The sequence below is a fragment of the Chitinophaga sp. CF418 genome (assembly GCF_900142925.1).
In the GTDB taxonomy this organism is placed as follows: domain Bacteria; phylum Bacteroidota; class Bacteroidia; order Chitinophagales; family Chitinophagaceae; genus Chitinophaga.
This window is the reverse complement of the sequence record NZ_FRCN01000013.1, coordinates 240,290-257,683: the sequence shown is the minus strand read 5'-3', so window position 1 is coordinate 257,683 and position 17,394 is coordinate 240,290. Positions and strand designations below refer to the sequence as shown.

General features: G+C 46.7%; 10 protein-coding genes. 1 reads left to right on the top strand and 9 read right to left on the bottom strand.

Annotated features, from left to right (window positions below; genetic code table 11):
* Nucleotide 1: 1 nt before the first annotated feature.
* Complete coding sequence (locus tag F3I09_RS26100; protein ID WP_149697997.1) at nt 2–877, bottom strand: SPFH domain-containing protein; 876 nt, start codon at nt 875–877, stop codon at nt 2–4.
* A 115-nt stretch (nt 878–992) separates the two neighbouring features.
* Here F3I09_RS26100 and F3I09_RS26095 point away from each other — a divergent pair, with 115 nt between their 5' ends.
* Nucleotides 993–1,805: an alpha/beta hydrolase family protein gene (locus F3I09_RS26095; protein ID WP_149697996.1), complete on the top strand. Its 813-nt coding sequence runs from the start codon at nt 993–995 to the stop codon at nt 1,803–1,805.
* 426 nt (nt 1,806–2,231) lie between these two features.
* Here the strand turns inward: F3I09_RS26095 and F3I09_RS26090 are convergent, their stop codons facing one another.
* The 8 genes from F3I09_RS26090 to F3I09_RS26055 all read right to left on the bottom strand — a co-directional run bounded on the left by F3I09_RS26090 (nt 2,232) and on the right by F3I09_RS26055 (nt 17,368).
* Nucleotides 2,232–4,148, bottom strand: coding sequence for a choice-of-anchor X domain-containing protein (locus F3I09_RS26090; protein WP_149697995.1), 1,917 nt, complete (start codon nt 4,146–4,148; stop codon nt 2,232–2,234).
* 245 nt (nt 4,149–4,393) lie between these two features.
* Complete coding sequence (locus tag F3I09_RS26085) at nt 4,394–5,974, bottom strand: SusD/RagB family nutrient-binding outer membrane lipoprotein (RefSeq protein WP_149697994.1); 1,581 nt, start codon at nt 5,972–5,974, stop codon at nt 4,394–4,396.
* 11 nt (nt 5,975–5,985) lie between these two features.
* Nucleotides 5,986–9,105, bottom strand: a complete 3,120-nt coding sequence (locus F3I09_RS26080) for a SusC/RagA family TonB-linked outer membrane protein (RefSeq protein ID WP_188133963.1) — start codon at nt 9,103–9,105, stop codon at nt 5,986–5,988.
* A gap of 336 nt (nt 9,106–9,441) precedes the next feature.
* Complete coding sequence (locus F3I09_RS26075; protein WP_149697992.1) at nt 9,442–11,031, bottom strand: SusD/RagB family nutrient-binding outer membrane lipoprotein; 1,590 nt, start codon at nt 11,029–11,031, stop codon at nt 9,442–9,444.
* A 16-nt stretch (nt 11,032–11,047) separates the two neighbouring features.
* The gene (locus tag F3I09_RS26070; RefSeq protein WP_149697991.1) at nt 11,048–14,515 is read right to left on the bottom strand and encodes a SusC/RagA family TonB-linked outer membrane protein; all 3,468 of its coding nucleotides are present in this window, start codon (nt 14,513–14,515) and stop codon (nt 11,048–11,050) included.
* 81 nt (nt 14,516–14,596) lie between these two features.
* Nucleotides 14,597–15,601, bottom strand: a complete 1,005-nt coding sequence (locus F3I09_RS26065; RefSeq protein ID WP_149697990.1) for a FecR family protein — start codon at nt 15,599–15,601, stop codon at nt 14,597–14,599.
* A 63-nt stretch (nt 15,602–15,664) separates the two neighbouring features.
* Entirely contained in the window at nt 15,665–16,264 is a 600-nt protein-coding gene (locus F3I09_RS26060) for an RNA polymerase sigma factor (RefSeq protein ID WP_149697989.1), read from the bottom strand.
* A 228-nt stretch (nt 16,265–16,492) separates the two neighbouring features.
* Nucleotides 16,493–17,368, bottom strand: a complete 876-nt coding sequence (locus tag F3I09_RS26055) for an AraC family transcriptional regulator (protein WP_149697988.1) — start codon at nt 17,366–17,368, stop codon at nt 16,493–16,495.
* Between the last annotated feature and the right edge of the window lie 26 nt (nt 17,369–17,394).

Below are 17,394 nucleotides of genomic sequence, written 5' to 3'. Positions count from 1 at the left end.
ATTATTGATGTAGTGTGCCGGTATTGACAACAGGCGATACTTTTGATTCTCCGCAAAGCACTACCAGCAGGTTTGATACCATGGCTGCTTTACGTTCTTCGTCGAGTACTACTATTTCTTTCTTTGATAACCTGTCCAGTGCCAGTTCTACCATACCTACAGCGCCTTCCACGATTTTGGTACGGGCTGCAACGATAGCAGTTGCCTGCTGGCGTTGTAACATTGCGCCTGCAATTTCAGGGGCGTAAGCCAGGTGACTGATACGTGCTTCCAGTACAACGATACCGGCAGGGCCGAGACGTTCATTCAACTCTTTTTCCAGCATCTCATTTACCTTATCACCGCCATCGCGCAGGGTGATGTCCGGTTCTGCACCTTCTTCTTCCATCCTGTCGTAAGGATAGCTTACTGCCAGGTGGCGTACAGCCGCTTCACTCTGTATGTTCACATATTGCAGATAGTTGTCCACTTCGAAAGATGCCTTGTAAGTATCACTCACCCTCCATACAATAACGGCGGCAATTTCGATAGGGTTACCCAGCTTGTCATTTACTTTTAACTGCTGTCCGTTGAGGTTATGCGCCCTTAAAGACAGGTGTACTGTCTTGTACAGCGGGTTTACCCACATCAGTCCATTTTCCTTCACAGTACCAATGTATTTACCAAAGAAGGTGAGTACACGGGAGTGATTGGGGTTTACGATCAATATACCTTTCACGAGAAAGATAAAGGCAAGGAAAGCTAATGCGGCAAGAACGAAAAAGCCGGCATTGCCGGTCTGTCCCATCAGGACGAAAAAGATGATGGATAAGGGCAAATTGATTAGGGCCAGAACAATGGCAAGGTAGCCCGATACGGGCTTGATGATCTTTTCCATAAGTAATGTTGTTTTGATATCATTATGATATCAAAAGTAATCAAAACAAATCATATTACAACTAATAATTTGCAGGCATAACCGAAACGGATTATTTTAAAGCAAATTTCTGGTTATGAAGTATCTGATAGGAACGCTGTTAGTATTAAGCGGATTTTTGACTACAAAGGCCGCCAGCGTGGACACAATCGCCATTTTCAGTAATGCTATGCACAGGAGTATTAAGTGTGTAGTAATAACGCCCGACAGTTATAAGAATAGGGAACAGCGTTATCCCGTGGTATATATACTTCATGGTCATAGCGGGAACTATGCGGACTATATTAAGAAGATCCCTGCCGTTGCTGCCATGGCGGATGCATATCAGGAGATACTGGTATTTCCGGATGGTGCTTACAGCAGCTGGTATTTCGACAGCCCTGTGGACAGCTCCATGCGTTTTGAAACATATGTAGGTAAGGAGATCCCTGCGTGGATAGATCAGCATTACCACACAAAAGCCGCGCGCCAGTACCGCGCTATTACAGGGTTAAGTATGGGCGGACATGGAGCCTTATATCTGGCCATCCGTCACCAGGATACTTTTGGCGCTGCGGGTAGTATGAGTGGGGGAGTGGATTTCCGGCCTTTCCCTAATAACTGGGATCTGGCGCTCAGACTGGGAACGTATAAAGATCATGCTGATAATTGGGATCAGAATGTAGTAGTGAACCAGTTATCTCATTTAAAAAACGATTCACTTGCATTGATCATCGACTGTGGGGTGAAGGATTTTTTCATAGATGTTAACCGGCAGTTACATCAGCGTTTACTGGAACTAGGTATTTCTCATGATTATATTGAACGTCCCGGCGCGCATAACTGGGATTACTGGAGTAATTCCATTATGTATCAGTTGTTTTATTTCAACAGGTTTTTTGGGAAATAATTGAGTATTAGTTTTAAAAAAGGGAGTATCTTTGCTGGTACTCCCCTTTTTAATATTATTTTCTCCCGATTAGGCTCGCTTTAAGTCCAACTTAAGTCCACCTCAACTCCACCTTATCTCCATGTGTAATACGGGTATACAGTAGCCATACGATAGTCTTTTAGCGAAAATACGCTCTTGGATGGCCGGGTGAAATTCTATGATGTTAAAATTGCATCATAGCATCCTGGTAGCAATTTACCCATCCGCAGGCATACTAAAAGCCTCTGAATCCGGTGCTTCCGCGCACATTTCCCCTGCCTACAGGCTCTCTACAATAGCTTTACAGGCGCTATTGTATAGCCAACGCTATACAAATACTGGTGTAATGCCGGCGTATAGAGCCTTTAGGTAGGAGAAATAAGTCTTGTAAGATGCCACCTGAACTTAGTGAGTGAAGTTCAACGGTCTAAATGACAGCGCCCTCACTATTCCCGCCAGTCTCGACTTCCCGCATTCTGTTTTTAACAGTAACTGCAGGTCGTCAGCCCTTCTGGCAAGGTCATTAAAGGTCCATTGAATAGGGGATCCCGTTGGTCTGCCGGCTGGATCAGTAACCCTGAATAAGCCATCCAGTTGTGAGGGATCGCCGGTCAGGAAAGCGGCCAGCGTTGGTTTGGTACCAAAAGGTTTCGGCGCTATCTGCAGGAAAGGATCATGGGAAACGCCAACAGGATCATTAATGAGGTTACCGATCGAAGTCCTTGCTTCTCCGCCGTGACAACCGCTGCAGGTATTCACAGAGAGGATGTGACGTACCGTGTCGTTGTTGATGTGGGCTGGTCCTGCTGCTGCATCGGCATCCCAGAAATGACCGGTAGTGATTGTGTGGGCCTTGCCTCCCAGAAAATTCACACCAGAAGCAGCCTCAATTTCAGGCACCTGGTAGGTTTGTGCCAGGATTTCAGCCGTACTGTCATTGGCGTATTTTGCCAGTATTTGTTGATTGGCGGCTGTAGCTCCGGATAACCTGTTGAATTTCAATGCAGGTTCCTGTTTGACAGTCACTTCATCAAACACACCTTTTTTACTGATTACAAACTCTCTCAGCTCCCAGGGACTGCTTAACGCAATTTCGTTCGTTCTGAGCTGATTTAAGCTGCTTCCGTTAGGTTTGGAAGGACTGGTCCCCGCGGCGGTAAACTGGTCTGTAATCTTCTGTAAAGCGTCATTATAAGCAGCCGTACCAGGTACCAGTGCCTTCAGGTCCCACCATTGCTGCGCAAAATCGTGGAGTTCCTTACAGCTGCGCTTGGGAATACCATATTCCAGGATGGTGGTAAACCGCAAGGGGACGCAACTGGTATTTAACACACCGAATACAAAACGGCCTTCTCCTGCGTTACTGATCTTATAACCGCTGTTCCCACGCAAGTCAAGGCGGTTGACTATCGCCAGCAGGCGGAAAGGAGCCAGGGAGGGATCGAAATTGAATGTTTTCCAGTTGCCGGTATTAATGACGGCGCCCGGATTACTTTTTTGCAACCAGGGGAGGATCACCGTGTTGAAGATGTTGGTACGGGCAGGTACATTATCTGCATTGATGGTTTGCGCTGCCATCCATTTTTCCAGCCAGGACTGAATGAACGTATTTACACTGATACCGGAGGAAGGGGTATTGGCCATTTGGGTGATCAGGTAGCCGAAGGTCCAGACACCTTTAGGATTGCCTTTCTTCGTACAAGGGTTAAAAGTTCGGTCCGGGTCTTCAATCACTCCAAGGTCGGTGATCATCAGGGAGCGTGTTCTTAACTCCCGATCAGGGATCAGCTTGAACAGGTCCGGATTGATATCGGCGCCTTTCTCGAAGTCCAGGTTCCTGACATTGCTTTCTCTCACCTGGTTGTCGATTACTGTAGCAGACCTGCCGCTCCATCTGAACAGGTGCTCCTGTTTGTTCAGCTTATCCAGGTTGGCATTCTGGATAGCGATAAGGTCTTCTTTGAGCGCATCGAGATTTTCGTTGATAGCGATAGAAAAGATGCCATCATCTGCTTTCTCATCGCCTTCATTCCCATCATCCCGGAGGGTAAGTGTTTCGTCGTTTACAACAATGGAATGAGTGTTGTCCCTGATCACGTCACGCGGAAAGGTGGCGGTAAGCAGGACGTTGTTGCCATTTACTGCTTCTTTAAGTGCTCTCACTTTAATGCTGGTGGCAATAGGAGGGGTGCGTTCAAATGCTGTGTTGACAGTTGCTGCGCTGGCCGCATTCTGTGCGGGCGTCTTTTTCTTACTTTCCCCGCATGCATGGAGGAAAATGGTGGCGAGGATTAAACCTGCCGGTAACAGTCTGCTTGACATGCCTTGTTTGATTTTGGGGTTTATAAAATATATCGTGTTATATCGCTGAAAATGTTGTGGACATCATCGGTAAGGCATTGTGGTATGGGGTCAGTATAAATTGAGTTTACATGATAAAGATATGAGCTGCCGGGTGTAGAAACATCGCAGTCGCAGTGGTCTTAAATGCAAAAGCCGGACCTGGACAGGTCCGGCTTGTTATTGCTGCTTTTTTTATAGCGGTATAGATGGCTATACGAGAATTGTTACTGCTTGTCCCACCATACAGGGGTGGTCAAAGCATTAGTGCCTTGTCTTGTAATGGCTTCCTGGTAGTGTGTCGGGTTAGAGGCAAGCTCTGAGGAAGGATACAGCATTCTGCGCGGTATCTTCCCACCGGTGGCATTTCCAACATAGTTCACCGGTGTCAGCTGCGGATAACCGCTTCTGCGCCAGTTGGCCCATGCTTCATACCAGTCCAGCACACAGGCTGCCCAATATTGTGTATTGATCTGATTGTAACCGTCAGCATCAGTATATGGGTGAGCTGTGAGATAGGTCTGCACTTCAGCGCCACTGATCGAAGCAGTAGCGCTGTATTGTGCGAGTTGTTCCATTGCAGCTTTCACGCCAGTGTTATAGTGAGTGGCGGCATCAGCGCCAACGCTCCACCCTCTTTTGGCTGCTTCTGCCAGCAGGAGTTCCACCTGTGCATAGGTTACCAGGAAAGTAGGTCCGTTGAGCTTCAGTAATACGTTTTTATTCAGAACAGAATATTTTTTCTTATCGCCGGGATAACCAGGCGCTTTGCTGATATCTGTAGCGCCATCATTGGTATCATAACCATTTGGCATACCCAGTTGATCTGCAGGTACTTCGCTGTTGCTGGCAGGTACCACGGCAATGTATTGCAGGCGTGGATCCTTGTTGTCCTTCAGGAAATCCATGAAAGTTTTGCTGATGGAGGCCTCACAGGGGGTATTGATGGCATTCCATTCACCGGAAAGGATGTTGCTCACTCTGTTCGCTGTAGTTCTGCCGCCAGATGCATCATGTACAATAAAAGCATTTTCTTCATTGGATGAGATCAGACCGCCGGCATATGCTTTTTCTACCCAGGTTTTAGCAACTGCATCATCCCTTTTTGACAAACGCATACCTAAACGCAGCATCAGGGAATACGCCAGCTTCTTCCAGTTGGCCACTACCCGCGCAGGGGGGACAGCACCACCCTTGTTATAGATCAGGTCTCCCTGTCCGGGAATAACCTTGGTAGCATCCAGCGCCTTCGCTGCTTCATCCAGTTCTTTCAGCATATCCATGTAGATCTCTTGCTGTGCATCATACTTTGGAGTAAAGTTGCGGTCGCTGTAACCCTTGCCTGCTTCAGAATAAGGAACGTCTCCGTAAATGTCTGTCAGGCGGTGGAAGATCATTACTTTGGCGATACGGGCGATATTATATTGGTTAGACAGGTATGCGTTGTCTTTGGTTATCCTTATCACATCGGTGATGTACTTGATCTGATCGGGATAGGCGCGTTCAAAATAAGCGCTGGCCCATCCGTCATTCTGGATGTATTTATCACCTGCATACCAGGTCGCGTTGGATAGTTGTTGCATCATCATAGAACAGTAGATGATGTTCACACGCCATGTGTCGTAGCTGAAGTCACTGTTGCCGGTGTATTCCAGGATGGCACGGGTGAAGTTGTATTCAGGAACGCCACTGGATTCGCCGGATTGGTTCCTGTCTATGTTCAGATCTTCGAAGTCCTTTGTACATGCCGGCATCAGTAACATGGCAGGCAGGCATAGTACGAGTAATAATTTATGAAGAGATTTCATGATACCGTTTTTTAGAATTTAACATTCAGGTTCACACCGAAGGAACGGGTAGTAGGCAGACCTGCATACTCCAACCCCTGCGCATTGCTGTTGCTGTAGTTGGATTCAGGATCAATGTTGGGCGTAGATCTCTTGAAGTAGAAAAGGTTACGTCCTACCAGTGACACGCTGATACCATTCAGCTTGTTACCCAATGCTTTTTTGGTGAAATCATAAGTCAGGCTCAGCGAGCGGAACTTGATGAAATCTGATTTGTAGACATACAGTATAGAGATGTCAGATAGTGCCTTGTAATAATCATCCGCGACAACAGTAGTGGTTTTCGCTTCACCCGTTTCTGATACGCCTTTTACTACTACACCACCTTCACGTCCTGGCAGTGTTTCTTTATGCAGGCCATAGGCGTATGCATTGGCATTGGTACCTGAATAGATCTTTCCTCCTGCTTTGAAATCGATGAGGAAGTTCAGGTGGAATCTTCCGTAAGAGATGTCGTTGCTCCATCCACCGGTATACGGCGCTACGCCAGTACCCTGTGCAATCAGCGCATCTGTACGTTGTGGTACGCCTGATGCATTCACGACCAGCTCTCCTTTGGCATTGCGTTTGAAGTCGTACACCATGATCTGTGAGTAAGGCAGCCCTATCACGTGATTGATGTAACCATCTTCTGTACGTGACTCACCACCTTCCACCAGCATGGAGTTTTGTCCTTCTGCCAGTGCAATCACTTTGTTCTTGTTATGCGCAAAGTTGAAAGTAGTGGTCCATCCGAACTTAGCCGTTTTCACAGGTGTACCGCCTATCATCAGTTCTACACCTTTGTTCTCCAGTTTACCCACATTCACCAATGCACTGTTATAACCGGATCCTGCAGATACTGTAGCTGTTACGATATCATTGGATGCCTGTTTGTTGTACCAGCTGAAGTCACCGAATACACGGTTGTTGAACAGTTTCAGTTCAGTACCGATCTCCAGTTCTGTTACCTTCAATGGTTTCAGTGCCTTGTTAGGGATCTTGTTGTCTATATCGCCTATTGGTACACCGTTGACGCTGCTTCCCAGGGTGTTGTAGTAAAGAGCAGTTTTATACTCTTCGGCATCACCGCCTACTTCGGCATATCCAGCCCTGATCTTACCGAAGCTCAGCCAGTTGGTTTTGAATGTTTCTGAGAATACATAAGAACCGCTCACAGAAGGATAGTTGTAGGAGTTGTTCTGCTTGGGTAGTGTGCTGCTCCAGTCATTACGGTCAGTTATGGTAAGGTACAACAAACTGTTCCAGGATAGTTCTAATGAGCCATAGACAGATTGCACTTCTTTATTATACTCTGTGATTTTACTGTCTTTGGTAGCCGCTGTTTTAGGATTGTAAACGAACGGGAATGCGAAGTTGGAAGCAGTTACATCGTTCACCTTGTCTTTTTTCTTCAGCAGGTTGGCGCCGGCAGTAAAGCTTAGGTTTAACTTGCTGGCGATTTCCCTGTTGATGCCCAGTAATGCGTCTACGTTCGTTTCATTGAACTGGCGGTTACGTTCCATGTCCAGGCGACCATTTTCAAGGTAGGCAGTGCCGGTAGGTGTGATGGAAGTAGCGTTGAAGCCAAAGTAGTCATTTGCTACGCGCGCCTGGATAAACAACCATGGCAAAGGAGCATAACGCAGGCTTGTTACACCCAGTACACGATCTTTCTTTGTGTTGCTTATAAAGCGGTTGGCAGCGAAGTATGGGTTCGTACTGAACTTATCAACGCTGTACCTTATTTCATTCATCTGTGCATCATAGCCCGGGGCCAGGGTTGCGGCAGCTACGTTGGCAGGCAGAAAGGCAATGCCATAGTTGCCGTTACCGGGAGCATCACTCAGGTTGGAACGGTTGTTGGCCACTTCCTTCGCGTAGATAACGTTTGTCTGCCCGCTGAATTTGTCTGACAATTTATAATTGAGATCAATATTTACGTTGTTGCGGATGTACTCTGCATTAGGATATATACCATTGCTACGCAGATCGCCCAGTGCAACGCGGTAAGTTGTTTTATCACTACCACCCGCTATTGCCAGCGTGTTGCTGAAAGTGGATCCTGTTTTATAAAAGTCCTTGATGTGATCACCCTGTTTGGAATAAGGGCGGGATACACCATCGAACATGATAGTAGGAGATCCATCCAGTTTACTGCCCCAGCTCGACAGGCCGCTGTTCATTGCAGCATCTACCGAAGTAGGTTTCGCACCTTTAAGACCTTGTCCATATACTTCCTGGAAGTCCAGGAAATTATTTACTTTATCAATAGTAACGTTGCTGTTCAGTTCTACCTTTATCTGTCCGGCCTTACCTGATTTGGTGGTGATGATGATCACACCGTTTACGCCGCGTTGCCCATACAGGGCGGAAGCTGCCGCACCTTTAAGGATGGTCATATCTTCAATATCATCCGGGTTAATGCTGGAGATACCATCGCCAAGGTCGGCACCACCCCATTTATTGGCAGACCCGAGATTAGCATTGTTCATGGGAATACCGTTCACAACATACAATGGCTGATTGGAGCCGCTCAGGGAAGAGTTACCCCTGATAGTTACGCGGGAAGAGCCACCAGGACCTGTAGATGGAGGTGTACTGTTCACACCGGCCACACGGCCTTCCAGGGCATTGGCCACACTGATCTCCCTGGCTTTGGTCATGTCTGCACCCTGTACTTTTGATACAGCATAACCATTGCTACGCGCTTCTTTACGTATGCCCAGTGCCGTTACCACTACTTCATTGATATTAGCTACATCGTCCTGAAGGGTTACATCGATGGATGACTGATCTCCTGCTGCCACTTCCTGGGTGAGGAAACCAATGAATCTGAATACCAGAATGTCTGATGGGGATTTAACATTAATAACAAACTTGCCATCTGTGCCTGTGGTCGTACCTACATTGCTGTTTTTGACCAATACGTTAACACCAGGAATGGGATTGCCGCTCTTGTCCCTAACGACTCCCCTGATCTGCTTCTGCTGCCTCATACTGGATAAAGGCATAGGAGCAGCAAAGGCCATCTGCGTGCTGTCTGCAAGCATAAGACCGAGCATTACTCCGGCAGTAATGCATGCTTTGTTAAAGCGTAATTTACTTGTCATAGATACTCCTTTTGGATGATTAGAATAGTTTAAACCCATAGTGACATAGCAAGGGCAGCTGGGTGCGGATGCATCCATTGCAATCTTTCTCAGAAGCCATCTATACTATGTCTGTGTGATACTTATTCCCTTTGGTTGATAAACGGCATAACAATGCATACCGGTGCGTTTTCCACGCACGTGAAATGTTGCGATTTGTTTTAGTTGATATTAATACTTACATGTTCAATACGTGTTACGCAGCCGTGTGTCCCTTTGTGTCTCAACAAGTACCATGGGCGCATAAAAAGGTGTCGTGCGGAAAATAGAATGGTACCATGTACCACAAAAAAAAATTTATGGCTTGTCCCACCATAATCTTGTCCCGCCATTATCTTCCCCTTTCAGGGTTGCGACTGCTCTTTGTACACCAGCCAGATTGGTGGCATATTCGAATTGAATAAAGGGAATGCGGCGGATGAATGTGGAAGAAGGTATCTTTCCGCCACTGTTATTGACTACTACGGGGAACAGTTTCGGGTAACCGGTTCTGCGGAATTCAGACCAGGCTTCCTGCCCGTCGGGGAACATGGCAATCCATTTCTGTGTAACAATGCGTTCCAGCTTTTCATATACCGGTGCATTATGTACCCATTTAATAGTACACTTGCTCAGATAAGGACTACCGGAAGGAATATTGTTCACAGCATTATTGGGGTCACTATATGGTTTTGGTCTGGACGTATCGTCACTTATATAATTACTGTACGCGGATGTAAGATTGTATTGTTTAAAGGAAGTATAGATCCCTTTTTTATAATTATCTGCTGCATCGCCGGCGCCTTTCCATGAATAAAGTGCAGCTTCTGCCTTGAGAAACCATGCTTCTGCCGCTGTACACAGCTGAATACGTGATGGCTGCAAAGCCAGTTTTGAAAAACCGGAATAGGCATCTTTACTGGTGATGGTAATACCGTTTCTGATACCACGATAAATATCATTTCTGTCATCTGCCGGAATAAAGTAACTGGCTATACGGGGATCATGATAACCACAAAGGAAGGATTCCATGGAAGCACCCATCCTGATATCATTCCATGAATTACAGATGACATTCAGCGGATGTGTAAGCGGAGCAATATTGATCGTAAAATTTTCTTCCGGGCTGCTGATGAGGCCATATTCCTGGTTTAATGCGGCTTCTGCTTCTTTTCTCGCTTTTGCAGGAGACACATTAGATATACGTAATGCCAGGCGTAAGCGTAAGGTATTGGCTAGTTTTATCCATTTTATATAATCACCGTTATACGAAGGATCAAAGTTCTTAAACCTGTCAGACGGAGCCGTTGGCACATAATTGCTTAGCGTGGTAATAGCTGAATCGAGATCATTGAAAAAGGCATTGTAAGCTGCTTCCTGTGAGTCATAATCAATACTCCGGTCGGCATTGATAATGGCATAGCGTGTATAAATAATGGGGCCATAAATATCACTTATCCTATGCATCGCCAGTACCCTGATAATCTGCGCCCAGGAGTAGAAGTCTGGATATTTTCCCCTGCATTTGTCCATAACGAACCTGCAATTGGGCATGACATTGCCATAAGCAGTCAGCCATGCATCGTCATTCCAGTTATCCAGGAGGTCGTAGGTAATATTATTACGATTGTCCTGGAAAGGGCTGGGCGTCATCATATAACCGGAAAACACGTCGCCCATCAGGTTCTGCTGCAGCTGTGTGACCGATACGTCATTGCTGACATAGATGTTCAGCATGGCTTGTACCAGGGGATCGCCGATCAGCTTGAAGTTGCCCTGCAGGTCATCATCATACAGATCGTAGGGATTGGTGTTGATGCTTTCGAAGTTGCGGGTACAGGCAACCGGAAGAGTCAATCCCGAGAGTAAAACAATGATTACGTTAATTACTGATCTTCCTTTATTCATTATTCATAAGCTCTTTTTACAAGACGAGTTTAATATTAGCGCCAATGCTTCTTAAAGCCGATACGCCGAATACGTCTATTCCCTGTAATCCATTACCGCTGCTCATGGATACTTCGGGATCAAATGGTGCATCCAGTTTGAAAAAGCAGAGGTTCCTGCCAATCAGCCCGACCTGCATCATGTTGATCCATTTGCTCTTTAACGGTAATTTACAGGTAAGTGATATTTCCCTGAGCCGGATACTTGTTGCATCGTACATATACATTTCTCCGATGCCGGCCCTGCTGCCGATGGTGGCAAAATACTTACGTTCATCGTATGTGCCTGTAAGCGGGGTTCCATCTTCATATACAGCATTGATTGTCACGCCTCCTGCATCCCTGGCGCTGGCGCTGGCCTCGCTAACACCGTAGCTGTCCAGCACAGAGTTGGTTACACTCATGACCTTACCGCCGAAACGACCGTCTATCAGGAAACTGAGTGCGTAATTTTTGTACGTGATGGAGTTATTCCAGCCTAACATAAAACGTGGATTGGGATTACCTACTTTCTTTAGTACGTTTCGCGTCATCAGATTGCCCTGGTTATCAATAACAAGCTGTCCTTTGTTATTCCTGTATAATTCCTTATTGGTATAAATATCTCCCCAGGAGCCGCCTTCCTTGATAAAAGACCCATACATATTGGTCAGAAAGTCGGTGAGTACGTAATAGTTGTCCGGCCCGGCGCCAGGTATGCTGTTGTTGCTAAGCTTTACTACTTTATTACTATTGATCGTCAGATTAAAATTAGTGTTCCACCTCCATTGTTTTTCCTGTATGGGTACAATGTTCAGTGTCGCCTCCCAGCCTTTGTTCTGAATATTACCCAGGTTCAGGTAATAATACAGGTACCCGGAGCCGGAAGGGGCGCGTACTTCCATGTACTGCTGATAGTTGTTGTTCTTGTACCAGGTCACGTCAATGCCAATACGGTCTTTCAGAAAGCGGAACTCGGCGCCCGTTTCCAGGGAACGATTATCCTCCGGTTTCAGGTAGATGCCGGGATAAGGCGCCCGTGTATTAAAATTAATACGGGTAACGCCTGCCGTGGTCATAATAAGGAAACGGGCCGGCCTGGAAGCATAAGGTGCAATGTCATTACCGGCTTTCGCATATGACACACGGATCTTCGCAAAACTGATTGCTGCCGGTAAATTGAACCATTCACTCAGTACAGAGCTGATACCGGCGGAATAATAGAAATATCCCTTGTCTTTGATCGGTGTAAAGGCAAACGTGCTGGACCAGTCATTACGGCCCGTCAGGTCAAGGAACACGCGTTGTTTCCAGTTCAGCTGTGCGCTGCCGAAAAACGCCTGTAGCTGTTTTTTGTCGATGCTCTTCTGCCCGTCCAGTGCTTTGGGAGAGATATTATATACGGCAAATAAATTGGGCACTGTCAGTCCGTCTGCAGCAGTAGGATTCGTACTGGTCAGCGTTCTGTCGTGTGCTTTTACATCGGTGATGCTGACGCCCAGCATGGCCTGCAGCTTTATCTGAGGACACAACTGTTTGCTGGCGGTCAGCATCATATCTGCATATAATTGTGTATTGGTTTCCACTTCCCGTGTAAAGCGGCCATTCGGCGGACTTAATACCTGTTGCGTGCCTGCATGGGCAGACATCTCATACCGGTCATAACTTTTATCGATGTTACCCCTTGTCTGCAGCCATAACCAGCTGGCCAGCCGGTATTTCAGGGAAAGCGAGGCCATACCTCTGTATCTTCCTTCCCTGCGCTGGTCACGGTATTGCACCCAGTAAGGATTCTGCTGATCGTCTAGTCCTGTCCAGTCGCGGTCTCTGTGGATGTTCCACCAGTTCTGTAATGACAGGTTGCTGGAAGCGTCATTATATTCAAACTGTTTGTAGGTATTGAAATCCAGCCCCCGCGGCATATTATATAATCCTGTCAGGGCATTATAGTATAGGCCGGAGCTGGGACGGTTCAGTACATCCTGTATCACGTAAGAAATATTGGCGTCAACAGCCAGTTTCTTTTTCAGCATATTGCTGGTGATACGGGTATTGAAGGTGTGCCGCTGGAAATGATTGGCAGGTAAGACACCCCTGCTCATGGTATTGGCATACGAGAGATAGTATTGTGTGTTCTCTGCTCCGCCACTGTAGGAAATGCCATTGGTGGAGGTCAGGCCGGTACGGAAGAAATCCCGAATATGGTCGCGTGCCTGTACCTTATCGCCCCAGCTGTCTGGGGAACCGGGCTGCAGTTTGTCTTTGTCATCCTTATAAGGCCGGATGGTTTGTCCATAGCGGAACTGCAGTTTCGGCAGCAACATGGGGGCATCTACCATCAGGTCAGAGGCTACATTGATACGCCCTTTGCCGGCATTACCTTTTTTAGTCGTGATCATGATTACGCCATTGGCGGCCTGACTGCCATATAAAGCCGCCGAGGAGGCGCTTTTCAGTACACTGATGCTTTCAATGTCATCTGGATTGATATTGGAGATACCATCGCCACCATCCCTGCCGGCAGTACCTACAATGCCGGACGACTGGCCCCATATGTCAGTAGGTTGCGAAGGCGTGAAGTTTGCCATAGGCACCCCGTCAATAATGTAGAGCGGCTGGTTTTCGCGTGTGGATTTATTCCCACGTAGTATCACTCTGGCAGATCCGCCTATGCCTGAAGCGCTCCTGTTGATCATTACCCCGGCTATTTTGCCCGAAAGGCTGTTGATCACATTGGCATCTTTTACAGTTGAGATATCGTCGTTGACCAGTTGGCCGGTAGAGTAGGGGAGTTCTTTGTTGCTCTTGGGGATGCCTAATGCTGTTACTACCTGTTCATTCAGTCCTAAAACGCTTTCTGTCAATGTTACATCCAGGGAGCGCTGTTCTCCCGGAATGATCTCTTTATTGAGGAAACCTACAGAGCGGAAGATGAGTATATCTACCGGTGTTATCTGGATACTGTAATAGCCTTCATCATCGGTATTCACGCCTTTGTGTGTACCTTTTACAAGGATGGTGGAGCCGGGTAGCGGTCGGCCCCGGATGTCCTGTACACGGCCGGTTATCTGAAGCAGGTTGTCACCGCCGTCTGTACTCAGGTCACTGCCTGCATCTTCCATTGCAGAAGCCCATACAATGATCTTATCTTCTTTTATCAGGAAGGAAAGTCCTGTACGGATGGAGAGTTTGTCAAGTACTTCCCTGATGGGGAGGTCTTTACAGTGCAGGGAGATCTTTTTATTGAGATCAATAGCTGTTTTATCGTAGTGGAAATTAAGATGGCTCTGTTTCGCTATTTCAGCCATGATATCAGAAAGGCTTCTGTTACCGGCGGCGATAGTAATACATTCCCTGCAGGGAGGTTGCGGCTGCTGGGCATGAAGAGGCCTGTTACCCGTCAATGAAGGCATTAACAGGAAGCCGGCAATAATACATACTTTACAGAAGTATGATTTTCCCCTCATATAGCCTCATTTACATTTAAGTTCAAAAGCAGCTTCAATGAAAAAGTGTCTGTCCGGTGACAGCCGAATGATCTTCCAGCATTATTTCTTGTTCTTTAGTATTACCGTGTCCTTTCCAATGGTATAGGAAAGTGATTCTGTCAGACAAATGGTCTCAATAACGTTTGCCAGAGTTTCCTCTCTGAAATTTCCGGTATAGGTCCAGTCTTTCTTATCGCTTTGGTTGATGATGGTCACGCCGTACCTGTTCTCAATGCCGGTGCGTACTTGTTCATAAGAGGCATCTTTGAATATCAGGTAGCCTTTCTGCCAGCCTGTAACTACTTCTGTATCGAAAGCGGTTTTTACAAGCTGCAGCGAGCGGAGGTCATAACTGGCCTGCTCACTTGGCTGTAATATGAGGGATGGCTGTGATGCCGTGGTCACTCTTACCTTGCCGGTCAGCAGGGCTATAGTGATCTGTCGTTCATGTGCGTAAGCGCGTATGTTAAAAGTAGTGCCCAATGCGGTAGCAGTGATATCACCGGCATGGACGGCAAAGGAATTCTCTGCGCCTGGGGCTGCATCAAACCAGGCTTCTCCTTCCTCCAGGTAAATATCGCGGTGATTGCCGCTAAAGTGTTCTGGGTAGCGGATCCTGCTGGCGGCATTCAACACTATTTTACTGCCGTCTTCCAGTATGATGTGTTCCTGATTTCCTTTAGGTGTATTGACAGTAACAAAGCCATCATCGACGGTGCGGGTAGGCTTTGCCAGATTACCGGCAAGAGGTTGCTGGCCGGGCAGGGCAGGCGTAGCGGATGGTTGCCTCTGTTGGAAGAACCATGCGCCGGCTGCTACCAGCACGGTTATAGCGGCGGCGGCGTAGTACCAGGAACGCATGAAGCGTCTGGGGGCCGGTTGTATCTGTTTCTGGAGCGCACGTTGTACCGCGCTGAGGTCCGCCTGAACCTCCTGCTCACTTTTAGGCGATGTATACTGATCGCCAATGCTGTCAAACCACTCGTCGATTATTGCTGCTTCTTCCGGGGTGCATTGGCCTTCGTTATAACGCTCCAGTAATTTCCTTATCGTTTCTTGCTCCACTGATTGCAAATTTGAAATGTCCCAATGATAAAGCTATGTCGTACCAGTGAGGTACAGGTACCATTAGTTGGCGAAAAATGAGTACATGGCCTGTGTGGTGAGCAGGAACAGCACGAGGTCTGTCCTGGCATGGTTCGCACGTAATATCTTAAGGGCTTTGGTAATCTGGTTTTTAACTGTTTGCTGTGATAATCCGAGCCGGAGGGCAATCTGCTCAACTGTCTGATGTTCAACGCGGCTTAGCATAAAGATCTCCTTCATTCTTTCCGGCAGGTGATTGATAGTCTCAAAAACGTCCTGTGTCCTGGTTCTGCTGTCTACCAGCTCGGCAATACCACCGGGTTGTACATCAAAGTGTTCTATCAGCTGTTGCAGGTATTTCCGGTAAGTAGTGTTCTTGCGGTAAATGTCGATGATCTTATGCCTGGCGGATTGATACAGGTAAGATTTGAGGGATTCATTTACATTGATAGACTGTCTTCTTTCCCACAGAGAGGTGAAGAGGTCCTGGAGGACGTCTTTACCGGCATCAGCACCGTCTATCTTGCTGAGAATGAAAAGGTATAAAGGGTGACTGTAACGCTCGTAAATAACGTTAAAAGCATTTACACTGTCTTCTTGCAGCAGCGATAGTAACTCTTGATCAGTATAATTACTATACATGGATTACAGAAATAGAGTTTGGTTGATAAATGGTTTATTATCAGCAGATAATTCCATTTATGCTGGCATCTTTCGTCATCAGCGGAAAGAAAATTAATACATTTTGACCAATTACCAAACTATTTACAAGGCGGGTACGTAGCCATTATACGTTACATGGCTGAAGATCAGTACATAGCCCTGCCGTTCTGCCAGCAGGGCTATGCATTGCCTAAATAAGCGTAGTTATCACGCTTCTTTCAGTCTTAATTCGTTCTTATATTCCTTTGGAGTTTTACCTACGATCTCTTTAAAAAAGCGATTGAAGTTAGACAGGTTCTTGAAGCCGCAGGAATAGGCAATTTCCGCGATAGACCAGTCTTCTTCCGTCAGTCGTTTGCAGGCATGACCTATACGTACTTCATTGAGGAACTGCACAAATGACTTCTTGGTGCGGTTCTTAAAGAAGCGGCAGAAAGACTGGGGAGAAAGATTGGTGATGCTGGCAACATCCTGGAGGGAGATCTCCTTGGAGAAATTGCCCATCACATACTTGAACACCTCATCGATCTTGTGGTTATCTTTCGCATTGAAAGCATGCGAATATCCTGTACTGGCCAGGTATTGCACATCTTTTGTTTCCGCCAGCACCTTCAGGATACTTAGCAGGGAAATGATCCTTTCCAGTCCCTCTTTCTTAGGCAGGGACAATATCTGTTCCTTCAGAATATCATAGGTGGTCCCGAGGATCTTCATGCCCCGTTGGGCCCTGTGGAAAAGGTCTGTAAGCGATTTTGTTTCCGGCAGCCCGTAGAACTTATCCCCGAAGATGTCTTTCGGAAAATAGATCACGACTGACCGGGCTTTTAACTGGTCGTTGTTTTTATGGTAACTTTCATCATTGTACCATACGTGCGGAATATGCGGCCCCAGAAATACCATGTCGCCAACATCAAAACTTTCGATGCTGTCCCCTACAATTCTCTTCCCATTACTTTCCATCACAAACACAAGTTCACATTCCGGATGGAAGTGAAATGGTGTATTGAAATAAGGATCACATCGCTCAATTATAGTGATCTGATTGTCGGCAAATGCCCCCACTTTAATAAGAATGGGTTTCATGTAATTATAATTTTAAACTTCCCTTT

Bases quoted from the DNA above. Each gene is read 5' to 3' on its own strand.
- F3I09_RS26095 (WP_149697996.1), top strand. From the start codon at position 993: ATGAAGTATCTGATAGGAACGCTGTTAGTATTAAGCGGATTTTTGACT.
- F3I09_RS26080 (WP_188133963.1), bottom strand. From the start codon at position 9,105: ATGACAAGTAAATTACGCTTTAACAAAGCATGCATTACTGCCGGAGTA.
- F3I09_RS26060 (WP_149697989.1), bottom strand. From the start codon at position 16,264: ATGTATAGTAATTATACTGATCAAGAGTTACTATCGCTGCTGCAAGAA.
- F3I09_RS26070 (WP_149697991.1), bottom strand. From the start codon at position 14,515: ATGAGGGGAAAATCATACTTCTGTAAAGTATGTATTATTGCCGGCTTC.
- F3I09_RS26055 (WP_149697988.1), bottom strand. From the start codon at position 17,368: ATGAAACCCATTCTTATTAAAGTGGGGGCATTTGCCGACAATCAGATC.
- F3I09_RS26075 (WP_149697992.1), bottom strand. From the start codon at position 11,031: ATGAATAAAGGAAGATCAGTAATTAACGTAATCATTGTTTTACTCTCG.
- F3I09_RS26090 (WP_149697995.1), bottom strand. From the start codon at position 4,148: ATGTCAAGCAGACTGTTACCGGCAGGTTTAATCCTCGCCACCATTTTC.
- F3I09_RS26085 (WP_149697994.1), bottom strand. From the start codon at position 5,974: ATGAAATCTCTTCATAAATTATTACTCGTACTATGCCTGCCTGCCATG.
- F3I09_RS26100 (WP_149697997.1), bottom strand. From the start codon at position 877: ATGGAAAAGATCATCAAGCCCGTATCGGGCTACCTTGCCATTGTTCTG.